Source organism: Mesorhizobium australicum (genome assembly GCF_900177325.1).
GTDB classification, from domain to species: domain Bacteria; phylum Pseudomonadota; class Alphaproteobacteria; order Rhizobiales; family Rhizobiaceae; genus Mesorhizobium_A; species Mesorhizobium_A australicum_A.
Window position 1 is genome coordinate 4,729,079 of record NZ_FXBL01000004.1, and the last position, 15,841, is coordinate 4,744,919.

16 protein-coding genes are annotated in these 15,841 nt (G+C 66.8%); 4 read left to right on the forward strand and 12 right to left on the reverse strand.

Annotated elements, in window-relative coordinates:
- Positions 1–116: 116 nt before the first annotated feature.
- The 3 genes from B9Z03_RS25705 to B9Z03_RS25715 form a co-directional block, all read right to left on the reverse strand.
- Entirely contained in the window at positions 117–1,403 is a 1,287-nt protein-coding gene (locus tag B9Z03_RS25705; protein ID WP_085466829.1) for a flavin-dependent oxidoreductase, read from the reverse strand.
- 87 nt (positions 1,404–1,490) lie between these two features.
- Positions 1,491–1,889, reverse strand: coding sequence for an SH3 domain-containing protein (locus B9Z03_RS25710; protein WP_085466830.1), 399 nt, complete (start codon positions 1,887–1,889; stop codon positions 1,491–1,493).
- Positions 1,890–1,920: 31 nt separating this feature from the next.
- The gene (locus B9Z03_RS25715) at positions 1,921–2,346 is read right to left on the reverse strand and encodes an EF-hand domain-containing protein (protein ID WP_085466831.1); all 426 of its coding nucleotides are present in this window, start codon (positions 2,344–2,346) and stop codon (positions 1,921–1,923) included.
- A gap of 287 nt (positions 2,347–2,633) precedes the next feature.
- On the opposite strand from B9Z03_RS25715, the gene B9Z03_RS25720 reads away from it, so the two are divergent.
- From B9Z03_RS25720 to B9Z03_RS25735, 4 genes are all read left to right on the forward strand, one after another.
- On the forward strand, positions 2,634–2,993 hold the full coding sequence (locus B9Z03_RS25720; protein WP_085466832.1) for an EF-hand domain-containing protein: 360 nt from the start codon (positions 2,634–2,636) through the stop codon (positions 2,991–2,993).
- A 126-nt stretch (positions 2,994–3,119) separates the two neighbouring features.
- Positions 3,120–3,776 (forward strand): RNA polymerase sigma factor, encoded by a 657-nt coding sequence (locus B9Z03_RS25725; protein WP_244561845.1) that lies wholly within the window; start codon positions 3,120–3,122, stop codon positions 3,774–3,776.
- On the forward strand, positions 3,773–4,222 hold the full coding sequence (locus tag B9Z03_RS25730) for a hypothetical protein (RefSeq protein WP_139832393.1): 450 nt from the start codon (positions 3,773–3,775) through the stop codon (positions 4,220–4,222). Before B9Z03_RS25725 ends, B9Z03_RS25730 begins: the two co-directional genes overlap by 4 nt.
- Positions 4,219–4,611 (forward strand): periplasmic heavy metal sensor, encoded by a 393-nt coding sequence (locus B9Z03_RS25735; protein ID WP_085466834.1) that lies wholly within the window; start codon positions 4,219–4,221, stop codon positions 4,609–4,611. Before B9Z03_RS25730 ends, B9Z03_RS25735 begins: the two co-directional genes overlap by 4 nt.
- Before the next feature lie 46 nt (positions 4,612–4,657).
- On the opposite strand, the gene B9Z03_RS25740 is transcribed toward B9Z03_RS25735, so the two are convergent.
- From B9Z03_RS25740 to ptsP, 9 genes are all read right to left on the reverse strand, one after another.
- A complete protein-coding gene (locus B9Z03_RS25740) occupies positions 4,658–5,584 on the reverse strand; it encodes a hypothetical protein (RefSeq protein ID WP_085466835.1) in 927 nt (308 codons plus the stop codon).
- Complete coding sequence (locus tag B9Z03_RS25745; protein ID WP_085466836.1) at positions 5,532–6,695, reverse strand: radical SAM protein; 1,164 nt, start codon at positions 6,693–6,695, stop codon at positions 5,532–5,534. The genes B9Z03_RS25740 and B9Z03_RS25745 overlap by 53 nt, the downstream gene beginning before the upstream one ends.
- Before the next feature lie 12 nt (positions 6,696–6,707).
- Positions 6,708–6,980: a hypothetical protein gene (locus B9Z03_RS25750; protein ID WP_085466837.1), complete on the reverse strand. Its 273-nt coding sequence runs from the start codon at positions 6,978–6,980 to the stop codon at positions 6,708–6,710.
- A gap of 146 nt (positions 6,981–7,126) precedes the next feature.
- Positions 7,127–7,357, reverse strand: coding sequence for a hypothetical protein (locus B9Z03_RS25755; protein ID WP_085466838.1), 231 nt, complete (start codon positions 7,355–7,357; stop codon positions 7,127–7,129).
- Positions 7,358–7,560: 203 nt separating this feature from the next.
- Complete coding sequence (clpB, locus tag B9Z03_RS25760) at positions 7,561–10,170, reverse strand: ATP-dependent chaperone ClpB (RefSeq protein WP_085466839.1); 2,610 nt, start codon at positions 10,168–10,170, stop codon at positions 7,561–7,563.
- Positions 10,171–10,371: 201 nt separating this feature from the next.
- Positions 10,372–11,007, reverse strand: coding sequence for a DUF4167 domain-containing protein (locus B9Z03_RS25765; RefSeq protein WP_432417015.1), 636 nt, complete (start codon positions 11,005–11,007; stop codon positions 10,372–10,374).
- Positions 11,008–11,327: 320 nt separating this feature from the next.
- On the reverse strand, positions 11,328–12,185 hold the full coding sequence (gene prmC, locus B9Z03_RS25770) for a peptide chain release factor N(5)-glutamine methyltransferase (protein WP_085466841.1): 858 nt from the start codon (positions 12,183–12,185) through the stop codon (positions 11,328–11,330).
- 256 nt (positions 12,186–12,441) lie between these two features.
- On the reverse strand, positions 12,442–13,518 hold the full coding sequence (gene prfA / locus B9Z03_RS25775; RefSeq protein WP_085466842.1) for a peptide chain release factor 1: 1,077 nt from the start codon (positions 13,516–13,518) through the stop codon (positions 12,442–12,444).
- An 8-nt stretch (positions 13,519–13,526) separates the two neighbouring features.
- Positions 13,527–15,797 (reverse strand): phosphoenolpyruvate--protein phosphotransferase, encoded by a 2,271-nt coding sequence (ptsP, locus tag B9Z03_RS25780; RefSeq protein ID WP_085466843.1) that lies wholly within the window; start codon positions 15,795–15,797, stop codon positions 13,527–13,529.
- Positions 15,798–15,841: the final 44 nt, after the last annotated feature.

Below are 15,841 nucleotides of genomic sequence, written 5' to 3' on the forward strand. Positions count from 1 at the left end.
AGGCACGACACCAATGAGATATCTCGACCGACTGAAGACCGATCCCTCGCTTCTGCTGCTCATCTTGATGATCGCCGGCCTGGGCGCCATCGTCGTCTACCTGGCGCTGAGCAGCATCACCTACTGACCTTCGCACCGGGCGCGATTGTCGGCGGCGCCGTGTTGAGCGTGTCGATGGCAAAGCCCGCGGCCTTCTTGTAGCCGGCCATGAACGCGGCGCGTTCCTCGGACGGAATCACGTCATCTATAGTGTCGAAGGTGCCGCCGCAGCGCTCGTCGACCAGATTGAGAAGACCGAAGGGCCCTGCCCCACGGTTGCGCAACACGAGTTGCGAGATCGGCCCGCAGAAGCGCGAATCGTAAGCGGCGAGCGCCGCCTCGCCAAGTCCATGCTCGACCATCGCCGCGCCCAGCGTGCGTGTGTCGACGATCGCCTGGCTCGCGCCGTTGGAGCCCGTCGGATACATCGGATGCGCCGCGTCGCCGATGAGGATCACCCGCCCGTCCTGCCAGGTTGCGACAGGATCGCGGTCGATCATCGGGTTCTCGTAGGCGCCGTCCGCGCCGGAAAGCAGAGCGGGAACGTCCAGCCAGTCCCAGGTCCAGCCATCGAAATGATGGATGAAGTCGTCGATGGCGACCGGCCTGAACCAGCCGGAATTCTTGCGCCCCTCTGCCGCATCGACCGTGACCTCCGCGATCCAGTTGATCGTCGCGAGGCCAGTCGCCGGGTCCGGCGGCGAGATCGGGTAGAAGACGAAGCGGTGGCGGTGGGTGCCGAGACCGACAAAGGAAGCGCCGGACCGGATCGGCACGCCGGGGCTGACGCCACGCCACATGATCGCGCCACCCCAATGGATCGGCGGCTGGGCCGGGTGCATTTGCGCGCGCACCGCCGAATGCATCCCGTCGGCGCCGATCAGCAGTGAACAGCGGAATTCGGAACGACCCCCGTCGGTCGCCTCGACCGAAGTGGTAACGGTGCCGTCGGCCTCGTTGCGATAGCCGATCACCCGCCGGCCGGTGCGCACCGCGCCAGGGCCCATCCGCTCGACGACCTTGCGATAGAGCAGCATCTGCAATTCGCCGCGGTGGACCGCATATTGCGGCCAGCGATAGCCTGCGAGAAGTCCGCGCGGCTCGGAATAGATATCGTTGCCGTTCAGCCCCACCAGCGCCCATTCGCGCGCCGGCATGCCGATACGGTCGAGTTCCTCGGCGCCGATGCCGAGATCGCCGAGTTCGCGCACCGCGTTGGGCTGCAGGTTGATGCCGACACCGAGCGGCTTCAGCTCGCGCACCTGCTCGAACACGACGCAGGGCACGCCGATCTGGTGCAGCGTTAGCGCCATGGCCAGACCGCCGATGCCGGCGCCGGCGACCAATACGGGCAGCTCTTTCATGTGGTCCCTCCGCCGGCTCTCCTAGCGGATCATGACGGTGGAGGGAACAGGGGCCTCGAGAGCGGATGGCTGGTCGCGTCGTTGCGATCAGTCTCCGGTCCAGCGATCCCATCGGCGGTCCATACGCCGATGGACGCGGTATTCCACCCGCGCGTCGCGGCGAGCATCGACCCAGGGAGAGGCGGCCGGAACACGATGGTACACAGTCGTCACCGGCACGGAATAGCCCGGCGCCGTATAATAGATATGGCTGGCGGACACCCAGCCCCGACGTCCCGCCCAGACGACATCGCACCAGGACGAGCCGGGAAGGCAGCCGACGATTGTGATCGATTGGCTGGACGGGACGACGACGATGACGGCGTGCCGGGTGCTGGGACCGGCCCGCATGTTGACGGTCGCCGTGGTGAGGCCCGGGCTTGCCGCTGCCTCCACGCCGGACCAGATGAGCGCCGCCAGGGCGACGAAGGTCAGTTTCAGTTTCATGATTTTCTCCTGTCAGTCGGTTTGCCGGGCACTATCGCTGCCGAAGCGCCCTCAGCTCTGAGAGGGACAGAGAACCATCGCCATTGGCGTCCGCGAGCCTGAGCCGGTCGGGAACGAACGTTGAGAATTCCTCGCGCGAGATGCGGCGATCGCGGTTGGTATCCATCTGCGTCGCTTGCGCCGCCATATCGTCGGCCGAGTCCGTTGCGATGTTTCGCCGGTCCTCCAGCCGTCGCGCCGCTGCGTCCAGTTCGCCCGTGTCGAGAAACCCGTCGCGATTTGCATCGAGCCGGTCGAAGAATACGCCCCGCGCGACTTGTACCTCCGAGAACTGGATCGCCCGATCGCCGTTCGCATCCAGCTTTCGGAACATCTTTCGGACATTCTGGACGTCGGAGGCCCAGGCGCCACTCGCAGCGAGCAGAAGCGGGGCGAGGAGAAGGAGCTTCGTTTTCATGCGTATCCTCTATGCAATAGGGCCGTCGCGACCCTGTCTGCATCGTCCTACGCAGCCGAACGTGTGCTCCTACGCTTAAGGCGAATGATTTCCTGTCGCCCGGCAGCGTCGGTGCGGCGACAGTATTTTCCACGCGAGCGTAGGAGGGGGCCCTTCCACGCGTATGGAGGGATGACCGCTTCGGAGCGGCTCATGGAAACGAAAGGGATATCAGTCATGCGACCTGTATCAGCGGCGCTTGCTGCCTTCATGATCGGTCTGGCGACGCCCTCTGGGCCCAGGCGACGATGCCAACGACGCGTCTCGATCGCCTTGACACCGATGGCGACGGGTTCGTCTCGCGCAACGAGATCGTGGCGGCGCGCGATCGCCTGTTCGAAAGACTGGACGGCAACGGCGACGGCAAGCTCGATGCCGACGAAATCGAGGAGTTGCGCGATGTCATCATGGATCGCGCCGTCGCCGCGCAGGCACGGCTGGCCAATCAGTCGCGGCGGATGGACACGAATGGCGACGGAGCGACCTCCAGGGAAGAGTTCGGCGCCCGGACCCTCCTGTTCGACCTGGCCGACCGCGACGGCGACGGCCGGCTCTCGGCTGCCGAATTCGTGATGATGCGTGGCCTCCTCGGCGGGCGTGGCGGTTGACGACAACGACACTTTTCTCGTTCGCTGGCGGGAAGGAGTTCAGGTCCCGGTGAAACGCTCTTTCCAGTTCCGCTTGGTCGCACTCGGCTTGACCATCCCCGCAAGGGTTGCCGCCGGCATCGCTGAGTGGAACCGCAACTGCCGCCGGAGGTCAGGGCCAGCGTGAGCGGTGGGGAAGATTTCGGCGATGAACGGCGGCGCGAGCTTCGCGAGGATGACAATCTCCTCGTCCGGGTCGGCTTGGGCGATGATGGCGCGCTGGTGCGGCTCATCGATCGTCAGGGGCGAGGCTTGCGCCTGTTCGCCGCCCGCTATCTTGGAAGTGCCACGGATGCGGAGGACATCGTGCAGGATGTGTTCGTCGCGGCATGGAAACACGCCCGTCGGTTCGACCCCGCCAAAGGCCGGGCCACGACATGGCTCTATCGCATCGCGGCGAACCGCTGCATCGACGCGCGCCGCAGGCGTAGCTTTCGCGCCTTCATCGGCCTCGACGACGTGCAGGACGCAATCGCCGGCGACGAGCCGACCGCCGACGCGCTTGTAGGCGCGCGCCAGGAACTCGCGGTCGTCCGCAATGGCCTGTCGCGCCTGCCGGAGCGGCAGCGCATGGCCCTGTTGCTGCGCGCCGTCGCCGACCTCGACGTCCCGGCGATAGCCCATGTCATGGGCGCCAGCGCCGGCTCCGTCGAGCAGTTGCTCGTGCGGGGCAGAAGGGGCTTGAGGGATCACCTGGCAAGAACGCAGCAGACAGACGGGGATCGCAAAGGGACATCCAAATGACCGAGGAAGAATTTGAGAGCCTGAAGCGCCGCTTCGGCGACGATATCGCCGCCTGGCCCGCGCCTTACAGGCAGGAGGCGCACTTGTTCCTTGCGCGGGAACCCGGGGAAGCGGACATCGGCAGCGACGCTCGCCTCGATCGGATCGTTCTCGAATCCGCGCTGGCGGAAACGGACGAGCAGGCGATCGCGCGAAAGGTTCTGGCGCGAATCGACCGTGGGCCCGTCTTCCGATTCCCTCTCATGATGCCGTCATGGCGGCTTCCCGCCGCGGCGGCCGGATTCGCCATCGTTCTGGTCGCGGCCGGCATAGCCGGTTATTCGGCAGCGGGGTCGGACCTCTGGCAGATCGATCGGGCGCTGCTCGCTCTTGCGACCGGCGAACCGGCGGTGACGGACATTGAGATCGATTGGCCGGGAAACGTCGGTCAGGAGGATTTGCTATGACCCGCCGGTCCACGCTGCAATTGGTGCTCGTCACGGCACTCGCCCTGTCCGTGATCGCGAACGGGTTTCTTCTCGGTTTCGTCGCGCGGAGCATCGGCGCAGGCGGCGGCTTGGCTGTGCTTTCCGAGAGCATCGGCAGTGCTTATCCGGCCGAAGTGCGCGCCGAGTTTCGCCGCCTGTTGCGCGAAAACCGGCCGCGCACTCGCGCGGCGCTGCGCGATCTGCGGCAGGCGCGTCAGAAGCTGGCCGCGACGGCAAGGGCTGCCCCGCTGGATGAGACGGAAGCCAGGCGCGCAATGCAGGAGGTGCGGACCGCAACCGATGCGCTTCAGAGCCTCGTGCAGGAACTGCTGCTGGAGGCCTTGAAGCGGACCCGCGGCGCAAGCTGACCAGCGCCCCGGCGCAAGCGAACCTGATGACGCGGAACCCGCCCTCTCACGCCCGCGCCGCCGACGCCTCGTCGCAGGCCCTCAGGATCGCCAGGAACGCTGGATCGACGTTCTCCTCGATCGCGTCGAGCACGCGCTGCGCACCACGGTCGCCCTGCGCGTCGCGAAAGCCCTTGGCGGCACGGCGGCGCTCGTCGCTGTCGGGGTCCGCCTCGTCCCAGTACGAGAGCAGCACGTGCCAGACCACCAGCGCCTGGACGAACTGGTACGGATCGAGCGGATTGCCCGACCAGGGCGAGACGATCGGCGCGCGACCGGTTTCGTGGACGAGCTGCCGGCCGGTGGCGCATTCGGCGAGGAACATGATGCCATGCACCGCCTCATGGATCAGCCCGTTCACCTGCGGATTGTCGAACCGCGCCTCTTCGCCCACGCCCACCATCGAGTAACCCGGCAGCGACGAGATGCTGCTCGATCCCACGCAGTTGGGCGCGAGTGCCAGGCGGCGTGTGCCGCCGGCGACGATCGCGCCATAGGCCGGCCCGTCCATGATCGCCGCGAAAACGTCCTTCACCCGCCGCACCAGCGCCGACGAGGCGGGATAGGCGTCCGCATAGGTCGCCCGCTCCGCCTCGTGGCCGCTGGAGACGACGATCGGTGCCACGCCCGCGCCGTCCCACTGCATCAGCGATTCGCCCGGCATCGCCATCAGCACCTCCAGATTGGCGACGACCTCGTCGAGGTCGAAGCGCAGGCGGCTGTAGGAGGCGCCGATGAAATAGGGATCGTTGGCGATCAGCGCCTCGCGTGCCGGCGAAATGTCCGTCACATTGCGCAGCGGCTGCAAAAGCTCGCTGACATAGGCCCGCGTGCGGGGCGCGAGGGTCGCCTCCAGCCCGCGCACCATGGTCGAGATGGGCTTAGGCCGCAGGTCGATGAGCGGTTCGAGAAGCCGAAAATCCTGGTCCGACATTGATCCTCTCCAGTTCGGTCGCGATCTCGCCGGCCATGCGCTCGAGCAGCGCATCCCAGACGTCGCAGTAGATCGAAGGTTGCGAAAAGTCCTCGCCGGTGAAGCGGTGCGGCAGGTAGCCGCCGCCACAGGCGGGCAGCCAGCGGCAGTCGGCGCATTTCGCCGGCAGCCGCTGCATGAGCGCGATGTCCTCGCGCTCCTGATGGGCGCGGAATTCATGCGTGAGCACGTGGTGGACGTCCTCGTTGAGCGGCGCGCAGATGCGGCCGACATCCGAGATGCCGATCGAGCCGTCGGTCTCGACCACCAGCATGGTCCTCAGATCCCCGCCATGCGCATCCATGCCGGACTTCTCGCCGACGAGACCGCGCAGCAGCGTGCGCAAGGTGCGGATGCGCGGCGCCGCCTGCCCGTAGGACGACCACCGCTCGTAGACCTCGATCCAGAAGCGGGCGAAGTCGGCCGGATCGAAATCCGGCCCCGGCAGGTTGGCATGGTTGCCGTCCGGCAGCAGGAAGTCGATATCGCGCACACCATTGCGCACGAACCAGTCGAGCAGTTCGCCGCCATGCGGCAGCGGCTTGGAGACGACGCAGAGGATACCGCCGAACAGGCGGTGGAAGCTTCGTTCCGTCGAAAGATCGTGCAGGATCGAGGTGAGCCGCGCGCTGGTGCCGCGCCCGAAATGATCGACGCGGTTGCGGTCGTGAAGCTCGGGCGGCCCGTCGAGGCTGATGCCGAAGGAAACGTCGAGACGGTCGAGCAGGTCGAGCCACGCCCTGTCGAGCAATAGGCCATTGGTCTGCATGTGGAAGCGCAACTCGACGCCTGCGTGCTGCTTCAGCATCGCGCAGATCGCCTCGAAGCGGCGCCGGCCGACGAGCAGGGGCTCGCCGCCGTGCAGCTCGACATGGAACTCCTTGAGGCCGAATTCCTCGGCCTGCCGCCGGATCCGCCGCGCCACCGCCATCACGATCTCGTCCGACATGACGGCGGGACGGCCCTGCCAGCTCGTGTCGCCGCGATTGTAGACGTAGCAATAGGTGCAGTTGATGTTGCAGCGCTGGGCGATCTTGAGGATCGCCCAGTTGACCACCGGAGCGGAGCCCATGCCGGCCCCCGCTCAGCGGATGCGCTTGACGAAGTCCTTGGCCGCGAGCTTCTTCGCGCCCTGGACCTCGGAAAACAGCTGCGCGGGCAGCACGACTTCTTCCGCAGTGAGCAGGAAGGAGATCGCCTTGTCCTTCGAATGGTTCGAATAGTGCCGGTCATGCGAGGCGAGCTCGTCGCCGCCGATCATGGGCTGGATGACGTTGGCGATCGCGAGATTGCGAAACTTCGCGATCTCCTCGGGCTTCGCGTCGGTGAGGTCGAATGCGATGGTCTTGCTGGCCATGGTGGCTACTCCTCTGTGCCGTTCAGTCGCGTGACCGGATGCCGGGCCACGACGATGCGGCGGCCCGTGCAAAGCGATCACGTCACGGTAGGAATGGTCAGGACGCCCGAATATGAGAAGCTTCACATTGCGAGGAGGCCGATCCCTCAGCCCGAAAACGCCACCTTCACGCCGCGCTGGCGGAAATAGGCCTGCATCAGCTTGCGGCCCGAGCGGTTGCCCTGGGCGAGCTTTGCAGGATCGAAGATCGCTTCCTTGACGCCCTCGCGTGCCATGGCCGACTTCAAGGTCGCGATATGGATGTCGAGATCCTCATTGTTCGCCTGCAGCGATCCATAGATGCTCTCGATGGCCTCGGCCACGGTCGGCTCGCTCACGGGTAGTCTCCTGCGGTAGATGATCGGTCAGGATGGCAAGGGGTCGGCTGCTGCCGGACAGCCGGCGACAGCGGCCCCCGTTAGCAGGGCCGGCGCCGGATGAGAAGCCGCGCAGCCTAAACACTCCGCCGAATAGGGCCCCAACACAGCAAAACGCCCCGCGCTTGCACGCGGGGCGTCCATTTTTGGGTTGCCGTCAGGCCTTAGGCCGCTTCGGCCTCGTTCTTCACGCTCTGCGGCCCGGTCCGGAAGTTCAGCCGGTCGGAGCCCGTCGTCACCACCACGCGCGCGCCGTCGCGGATGTCGCCGAGCAGGATCTTCTCGGCCAGCGGATCCTGCAGTTCCTTCTGCATGACGCGCTTCAGCGGGCGGGCGCCGTAGGCGGGATCGTAGCCCTTGGAGGCCAGCCACTCGATTGCCTCTTCGTCGAGGTCGAGCGTGATCTTGCGGTCCTCCAGCAGCTTTTCGAGCCGCTTGAGCTGGATCTTGACGATCTGGCCCATGTCCTTGCGCCGCAGGCGATGGAACAGGATCACCTCGTCGATCCGGTTCAGGAACTCCGGCCGGAACGATGCCTTCACCACCGCCATCACCTCGTCGCGCGCGGCGTCGACATCCTGGTCCTCGCCCAGCGAGACCAGATATTCGGCGCCGAGGTTCGACGTCATGACGATCAGCGTGTTGCGGAAGTCGACCGTGCGGCCCTGGCCGTCGGTCAGGCGACCGTCGTCCAGCACCTGCAAGAGCACGTTGAACACGTCCGGATGCGCCTTCTCGACCTCGTCGAACAGCACGACCTGGTAAGGCCGCCTGCGCACCGCCTCGGTCAGCGCGCCGCCCTCGTCATAGCCGACATAGCCGGGAGGAGCGCCGATCAGCCGGGCCACGGAGTGCTTTTCCATGAACTCCGACATGTCGATGCGCACCATCGCCTGCTCGTCGTCGAACAGGAAGGAGGCGAGCGCCTTGGTGAGCTCGGTCTTGCCGACGCCGGTCGGGCCGAGGAACATGAACGAGCCGATCGGCCGGTTCGGATCCTGCAGGCCGGCGCGGGCACGCCGCACGGCCTTGGACACGGCCTGCACCGCCTCGCCCTGGCCGACGACGCGCTTGGCGATCTCGTCTTCCATGCGCAGAAGCTTCTCGCGCTCGCCTTCCAGCATCTTGTCGACCGGGATGCCGGTCCAGCGGGAGACGATGTGCGCGACATGGTCCGGCGTCACGGTCTCCTCGACCATGCCGCCCTTGCCGTCCTGCGCTTCGGCCTCGACAAGCTTCTTCTCCAGCTCGGGGATACGGCCATAGGCAAGCTCGCCCGCCTTGGCGAAATCACCCTTGCGCTGCGAGATCGCCAGCTCGTTGCGGGCGTCGTCCAGTTCCTTCTTCAGGTCGGCCGCGAGACCGAGCTTCTGCTTCTCGGCCTGCCACTTTGAGGTCAGCGCATCGGACTCCTCCTCGAGGCCGGCGAGCTCCTTCTCCAGCTTCGACAGGCGGTCCTTCGAGGCCTCATCCTTCTCCAGCTTCAGCGCCTCGCGCTCGATCTTCAGCTGCATGATGCGGCGGTCGATCTCGTCCAGCGCCTCGGGCTTCGAATCGACCTGCATGCGCAGGCGCGAAGAGGCCTCGTCGACCAGGTCGATCGCCTTGTCGGGCAGGAAGCGGTCGGAGATATAACGGTTCGACAGCGTGGCTGCGGCCACCAGCGCGGAGTCGGCGATGCGCACCTTGTGGTGCTGCTCGTATTTCTCCTTCAACCCGCGCAGGATCGAGATCGTGTCCTCGACCGAGGGCTCGTTGACGAAGACCGGCTGGAAGCGCCGCGCAAGAGCCGCGTCCTTCTCGACATGCTTGCGGTATTCGTCGAGCGTGGTCGCGCCAACGCAATGCAGCTCGCCGCGCGCAAGTGCCGGCTTGAGCAGGTTCGACGCATCCATCGCGCCGTCCGCCTTGCCCGCACCCACCAGCGTGTGCATCTCGTCGATGAACAGGATGATGCCGCCCTCGGCCGAGGTGACCTCGTTGAGCACGGCCTTCAGCCGCTCCTCGAACTCGCCGCGATACTTCGCGCCGGCGATCAGTGCGCCCATGTCGAGCGCCATCAGCTTCTTGTCTTTCAGTGTCTCCGGCACGTCGCCGTTGACGATGCGCAGCGCCAGGCCCTCGGCGATGGCCGTCTTGCCGACGCCCGGCTCGCCGATGAGAACGGGATTGTTCTTGGTGCGGCGCGACAGCACCTGGATGGTGCGGCGGATCTCGTCGTCGCGGCCGATGACCGGATCGAGCTTGCCCGCGCGGGCATCCGCCGTGAGGTCGCGCGCATATTTCTTCAGCGCGTCATACCCCTGCTCGGCCGAGGCCGAATCGGCGGTGCGGCCCTTGCGGATGTCGTTGATCGCGGCGTTCAGCGCCTGCGCGGTCACGCCCGCCTTGGCGAGGATGTCAGCGGTCTTGGCCGACTTCTCCACCGCAAGCGCGGTCAGAAGCCGCTCGACCGTCACGAACGAGTCGCCCGCCTTCGTCGCCATCTCCTCGGCAGTAGAAAAAACCTTGGCCAGCGGCTGCGACAGATAGAGCTGCCCGTTGCCGCCCTCTACCTTGGGCAGCTTGTTGAGCGCACCCTCGACCGCGACAAGCACGGCGCGCGGATCGCCGCCGGCGCGGGAAATCAGCGACGCAGCAAGGCCCTCCGGATCCTCGACGAGGACCTTGAGCAGGTGTTCGGGCGTGAACTGCTGGTGGTTGCGCGAAAGCGCCTGCGTCTGGGCGGACTGGATGAAGCCGCGGACGCGCTCGGAATACTTCTCGATGTTCATATGTGTCTCCTTCCCTCCCCGGCCCTTCAAGGCGCCGGATCGGCCTGATGACGAACCCCCAAATGCGGCAGGCTCTGATCGGCTGGATATGGGTATGCCCGTTCGACCTCTCAAGACGCCTTGACGAAGGTCAAATAAAAAGCCAGCGGGAGGGTTTCCCCTGCCCGCCGGCTGATGCTTTTCCGTGCGCGATGGCTGCGGTCAGGCCGCCTCGTCGGACGGCTCCGATGCCATGGCCGGTTCGGCCGCGGGCGCGGCTTCCGCCTCGGCGCCTTCCCCTGCCCCGTCCTCGCGGGCGGCGAAGTCACGGCTGCGGCGGCGCGGACGGCGGGCGCGGCGCGGCGCAGCCTCCTCGCCTTCCGGCGACTCGCCATTGCCGTTCGGCTGTGCGCGCTGCTCGCGCGACTGATCTTCGCCCGAAGCCTCGGGGTTCAGCGCCACCTCGGCCGGAATGCCGGCGATCTCGGGCTGCGGCCCGGTGCCGTCGTTCTGCTGGCGCTGCGGCTCGAACGACTGCTGCGGAGCCGGACTGTCCTGGTCCTCGTCGTCGTCCTGGTCGTCGCGCTGGTCGCGGTTGAACTGCTGCGGCATCTGCGCCTGGGCGGCCGCGATGATGCGGTTGTAATGCTCGGCGTGCTGCAGATAGTTCTCCGCCATGACGCGGTCGCCGGCGCCCTGCGCGTCGCGGGCGAGCTGCATGTATTTCTCGGCGATCTGCTGGGCCGAGCCGCGGATCTTCACATCCGGGCCGTTCGACTCGTAGCTGCGGGTAAGCGGGTTCGGGCCTTTGCGGTTCTGATTGTTGTTATTGTTATTGTTGTTGTTACGGCCGCGCATGCGCCTGTTCTGCTGTTGTGGCCTCATTAGACACTCTTGTTGGAGATGTTGCGAAACACGACATGCCGGCCTGGGAGGGACCTGGTCTGTCGCCTTGTTTCCGACGGTCGGGCGCCTGTATCAACGCCGCCGCCATCCATTCTGTTTCCGGTTCAAACCTGTCCGGACGTTCCCCACGCGACGCACCAAGCATCGCTCACGCATGGAGGCAGTTTGTTTTCAACGGGAACCGAATCGACAACGGCACTGCCTGCTACGTCTTGTCCGGTGACAGAAACGTAGCGACATTCCATTGGGATGCAAGCCTTTTCTTGCGCGGGTCATTGTCGCAGGAACGAGAGCGCCCGCTCGTGGCCGCCGAGATCGCGCCGGGAGCCGGCCTGACGGAAGCCCTGTTCCGCGAAGATGCCCGCCACGTCCGGCCCTTGCCCCGCTCCAATCTCCACCATGACCGCGCCACCCGGCGCGAGGTGCCCTCCGGCGTCGCGCGCGATGGTTCGATAGGGCATGAGCCCGTCCGCCCCGCCGTCGAGCGCGCGCAGCGGATCGAACGAGCGAACCTCAACCGCGAGCGAGGCGATCTCCGCCGACGGGATGTAGGGCGGGTTCGAAACGATCAGATCGAACACGCTGTCGACCCCGCCGAACCAGTCCGACATTACGAATTCCACTCGCTCCGCCAGCCCGAGCGCTTTGGCATTGGCCCTCGCCGTCTCCAGCGCACCCGGCGCGATGTCGGTCGCGACGACGTTGGCGCGGGGCTCCGCTGAAAGAATCGCCAGCGGAATTGCCCCGGTGCCGGTGCCGAGGTCGAGGAGGCGGCACGCGCCACGCTCCTCGCAGACCGATGTCACGAAAGGCAGCGCCAGATCCACCAGCGCCTCGGTGTCCGGTCGCGGCTCCAGCGTGTCGGGTGAAAGCGAAAGCCTGAGCCCATAAAACTCGCGCGCGCCGAGGATGCGATGCACCGGCTCCCCCGCTTCCCGCCGCGCCAGCGCCAGCGCCAGCTTTTCGGCAGCTTCCGCCGAAACGTCCATCTCCGGCCGCGCCAGGAGATCTGTGCGGGTCGTGCCGGTCAGATCCTCGACGAGAATACGCGCATCCAGCGCCGCATCGACGATACCGGCGTCGGAAAGCCGTGCGCGGGCGATCCGGTGGAGGGCGGCAAGGGTGGTCATGAGCTTCGCCAGCCGGCGCACGTCGACCGGCAGTTGGACGGCCCGATACCCCCCTCTGGCCTGCCGGCCATCTCCCCCTCAAGGGGGGAGATTCTCCCTCGAATCGGCTTTCGCCAAACTCCGAGGCTGAAGAGAAGGCGACGCGGCCAAAGCTTCCAATCTCCCCCCTTGAGGGGGAGATGGCCGGCAGGCCAGAGGGGGGTCGTCAGACGCGCGGACATCTCCAAATAATCGGTCGCGATGCGGGCCACACCGCTCAATTCGTCCCGAACTCCGCCAAGAGCTTCGACTGGTGGTCCGCCGTCAGCGCGTCGATCACCTCGTCGAGGTCGCCCTCCATCACCCGGTCGAGCTTGTAGAGCGTCAGGTTGATGCGGTGATCGGTCAGCCGCCCCTGCGGGAAGTTGTAGGTGCGGATGCGCTCGGAGCGGTCGCCGGAGCCGACCTGCGCCTTGCGCGATTCCGACCGATCCGAATCCGCCTTGCTGCGCTGCAGGTCGTAGAGCTTGGCGCGCAGGATCTGAAAGGCCTTGGCGCGGTTCTGGTGCTGCGAGCGGCCTGCCTGCAGCAAGACGATTCCGGTCGGAATATGCGTGATGCGCACCGAGGAATCGGTGGTGTTGGCGTGCTGGCCGCCGGCGCTCGACGCGCGCAGGGTTTCAAGGCGAACGTCTTCCGGCTTGATTTCGACGTCGACCTCTTCCGCCTCCGGCAGCACCGCCACGGTTGCGGCCGAGGTGTGGATGCGTCCCTGCGTTTCGGTGTCGGGCACGCGCTGGACCCGGTGCACGCCCGATTCGAACTTCAGCGCCGCGAACACGCCGCGACCGGAGATCGAGGCGATGATTTCCTTGTAGCCGCCCTTCTCGCCCTCGCTCGCGGACTCCAGCTCGACTTTCCAGCCCTTGGACGCGGCATAGCGCTCGTACATGCGGAACAGGTCGCCCGCGAACAAGGCCGCCTCGTCGCCGCCCGTGCCGGCGCGGATTTCCAGGATGGCGCTGCGCTCATCCGCCGTGTCGCGCGGCAGGAGCAGGATCTGGATGGCCTTCTCCAGCTGCTCGATCCGCTCGTTCACCTCGTCGATCTCGGCCTCGGCGAGCTCGCGCATCTCCTTGTCGGTCGCAGCATCCGCAAGCATCGCCTCGATGCCGGCCTTGTCGGCCTCGGCCTTGCGCAATTCGCGCACCTTCAACGCCATGTCCTGGATTTCGGCATATTCGGACGAGAGCTTGACATAGGCATCCGGATCGACGCCGGCCGCCATCTGGGCCTCCAGCATCTCGTAGCGCTTGACGACCTGGTCCAGTCGTTCCGTGGGCAATTCGGTCATGGTGTGGCTCAGAGAGGGACGCTGTTTTCCGCGGCGAAGGCCTGCAGGTCGCGGCGAAGATTACGGAAGGCGCCTCCGGAGGCGAGCGCGGCGGACAGAAGCTCCTCGAGCCGGCTGACCTGAAGCTCGCACAGCATCGCCTTGACGGGGCCGATCGCGGCCGGCGACATCGAGATCGACCGGTAGCCGAGCCCGATCAGCGTCATGGCGGAGATCGGCCGCCCGGCGAGCTCCCCGCACAGCGTCACCGGCGTGTTGGCGCGCGCGCCGGCGTCGGCGATCTGCTTGAGCACGCGCAGGAACGGCACCGAGAGCGGATCGAAGCGATCCGACAGCTGCGCATTGCCGCGGTCGGTCGCCATCACGAACTGGAACAGGTCGTTCGAGCCGACCGAAACGAAATCCACCGCCTCCATCAGCTCGTCGAGCTGCCACAGCAGCGCCGGCACCTCGACCATCGCGCCGACCTTCAGGGTCGTCGGCAGCAGATAGGCGTGGCGCGACAGGTGCCGCACCTCCCGGTCGATGATCTCGCGCGCCTGCGCGATCTCGCCCAGCTCCGTCACCATCGGCAGCATGACGCGCAGCTCGCCGCCGCCGGCAGCGCGCAGCAGCGCGCGCACCTGGGTGCGCAGCAGGCCCGGCCGGTCGAGCGTCAGGCGGATCGCGCGCCAGCCGAGCGCCGGGTTCTCCTCCTGCGCGGCACCCCGGAAATAGGGCAGCACCTTGTCGCCGCCGATGTCGATGGTGCGGAAGGTGACGGGCTTGCCCTTCGCCGACTCGAGCACGTCGCGATAAAGCCGCTCCTGCGCCTCGGCGCGGGGGAAGGTCGCCGCGACCATAAACTGCAGCTCCGTGCGGAACAGGCCGATGCCCGCCGCGCCCGATTCGGCGAGCTGCGGCAGGTCGACCGCGAGCCCCGCATTCATCATCAGGTCGACATGCACGCCGTCCTTCGAGACCGACGGCTTGTCGCGCAGCTCGCGGTAGAGCTCCTGCCGGCGGGCGCGGAAGCGCACCTTCTCGGCATAGGCCGCCTCGACGTCGGGCTGTGGGCGCAACTGCACCGTGCCGTCCTCGCCGTCCACGATGATGGCGTCGCCGTTCTCGGACATCGACACCACGCCCTTGAGCTGCCCGGCGACCGGGATGCCCATCGCGCGCGCCACGATCACCACATGGCTGGTGATCGAGCCCTCCTCCAGCACCAGGCCGCGCAGCTTCTCGCGCGGATAGTCGAGCAGTTCCGCCGCTCCCATCTGCCGCGCGACGACGATGGCGTCCTTCGGCAGGGTCGCGGCCACCATCTCGGGTCCCCGCCCCATCAGCTGCCGCAGCAGCCGGTTGGCGAGGTCGTCGAAATCGCTCATCCGCTCGCGCAGGTATGGGTCGGTCATATGCGTCATGCGCGCCCGCATGTCGCTCTGCACCTTCTCCACCGCCGCCTCGGACGACAGGCCGTTGTGGATCGCCTCCTCCAGCCGGCGCACCCAGCCGCGGTCGTGGGCGAACATGCGATAGGCCTCGAGCACGGCGCGGTGCTCGCCCTCGAAGGCCACCTCGCGGCGGGACATCATGTCGTCGATCGAGAGCCTGAGCGAGCCGAGGGCCTCATCGAGACGCTTCAGCTCCTCCTCGATGTCTTCGTTGAACAGGTTCGTAACGACGATGCGCGGCTCGTGCAGCACGACATGGCCGAGCCCGACGCCCTCGTTGAAGGCCAGGCCCCTGAAGCTCGCGGGCCGGGTCAGGTCCAGCTCCATGCCAGGCCGGATCAGCCGCGCGAGGTCGCCCGCCGCGATCATCTCGGCGATCACCATCGCGATCGTCTCGAGCGCCTCGACCTCGTCGTCTCGATAGATGCGCTTGGTCTTGTTCTGCACGACCAGCACGCCGAGCGTGCGGCCGGCGCGCAGCACCGGCACGCCGAGGAAGGAGTTGTAGATCTCCTCGCCCGTCTCCGGCAGATAGGCGAAGGCCGGATGGTTCTGTGCGTCGGAGAGGTTCAGCGCCCGGGCGCTGGCGGCGATCGTGCCGACGAGACCCTGGCCGAGGCGCAGCTGCGCCAGGTGCACCGAGCCGGGGTTCAGGCCTTCCGTCGCATAGAGCTCGAGCACCGAATCGGCTCTGAGCACATAGAGCGAGCAGACCTCCGCCACCATGTTCTTCGCGATCTCGCGCACGATGCGGTCGAGACGCGTTTGCGGGTCGAGCGCCTCCGCCATCAGCTCGCGGAGCCGTCTCAGAAGCGCGCGCGGGCCGGGCACGTGATCGGGCATGTCAGGACTCCAACGGGCAACCGCGCCGGACGCCTCCCGCGCCG

Excerpts from the sequence above, each read along its gene's own strand:
- B9Z03_RS25705 (WP_085466829.1), bottom strand. The coding sequence starts at position 1,403 with ATGAAAGAGCTGCCCGTATTGGTCGCCGGCGCCGGCATCGGCGGTCTG.
- B9Z03_RS25710 (WP_085466830.1), bottom strand. The coding sequence starts at position 1,889 with ATGAAACTGAAACTGACCTTCGTCGCCCTGGCGGCGCTCATCTGGTCC.
- B9Z03_RS25715 (WP_085466831.1), bottom strand. The coding sequence starts at position 2,346 with ATGAAAACGAAGCTCCTTCTCCTCGCCCCGCTTCTGCTCGCTGCGAGT.
- B9Z03_RS25720 (WP_085466832.1), top strand. The coding sequence starts at position 2,634 with ATGCCAACGACGCGTCTCGATCGCCTTGACACCGATGGCGACGGGTTC.
- B9Z03_RS25730 (WP_139832393.1), top strand. The coding sequence starts at position 3,773 with ATGACCGAGGAAGAATTTGAGAGCCTGAAGCGCCGCTTCGGCGACGAT.
- B9Z03_RS25735 (WP_085466834.1), top strand. The coding sequence starts at position 4,219 with ATGACCCGCCGGTCCACGCTGCAATTGGTGCTCGTCACGGCACTCGCC.
- B9Z03_RS25740 (WP_085466835.1), bottom strand. The coding sequence starts at position 5,584 with ATGTCGGACCAGGATTTTCGGCTTCTCGAACCGCTCATCGACCTGCGG.
- B9Z03_RS25745 (WP_085466836.1), bottom strand. The coding sequence starts at position 6,695 with ATGGGCTCCGCTCCGGTGGTCAACTGGGCGATCCTCAAGATCGCCCAG.
- B9Z03_RS25750 (WP_085466837.1), bottom strand. The coding sequence starts at position 6,980 with ATGGCCAGCAAGACCATCGCATTCGACCTCACCGACGCGAAGCCCGAG.
- clpB (WP_085466839.1), bottom strand. The coding sequence starts at position 10,170 with ATGAACATCGAGAAGTATTCCGAGCGCGTCCGCGGCTTCATCCAGTCC.
- B9Z03_RS25765 (WP_432417015.1), bottom strand. The coding sequence starts at position 11,007 with ATGCGCGGCCGTAACAACAACAATAACAATAACAACAATCAGAACCGC.
- prmC (WP_085466841.1), bottom strand. The coding sequence starts at position 12,185 with ATGACCACCCTTGCCGCCCTCCACCGGATCGCCCGCGCACGGCTTTCC.
- prfA (WP_085466842.1), bottom strand. The coding sequence starts at position 13,518 with ATGACCGAATTGCCCACGGAACGACTGGACCAGGTCGTCAAGCGCTAC.
- ptsP (WP_085466843.1), bottom strand. The coding sequence starts at position 15,797 with ATGCCCGATCACGTGCCCGGCCCGCGCGCGCTTCTGAGACGGCTCCGC.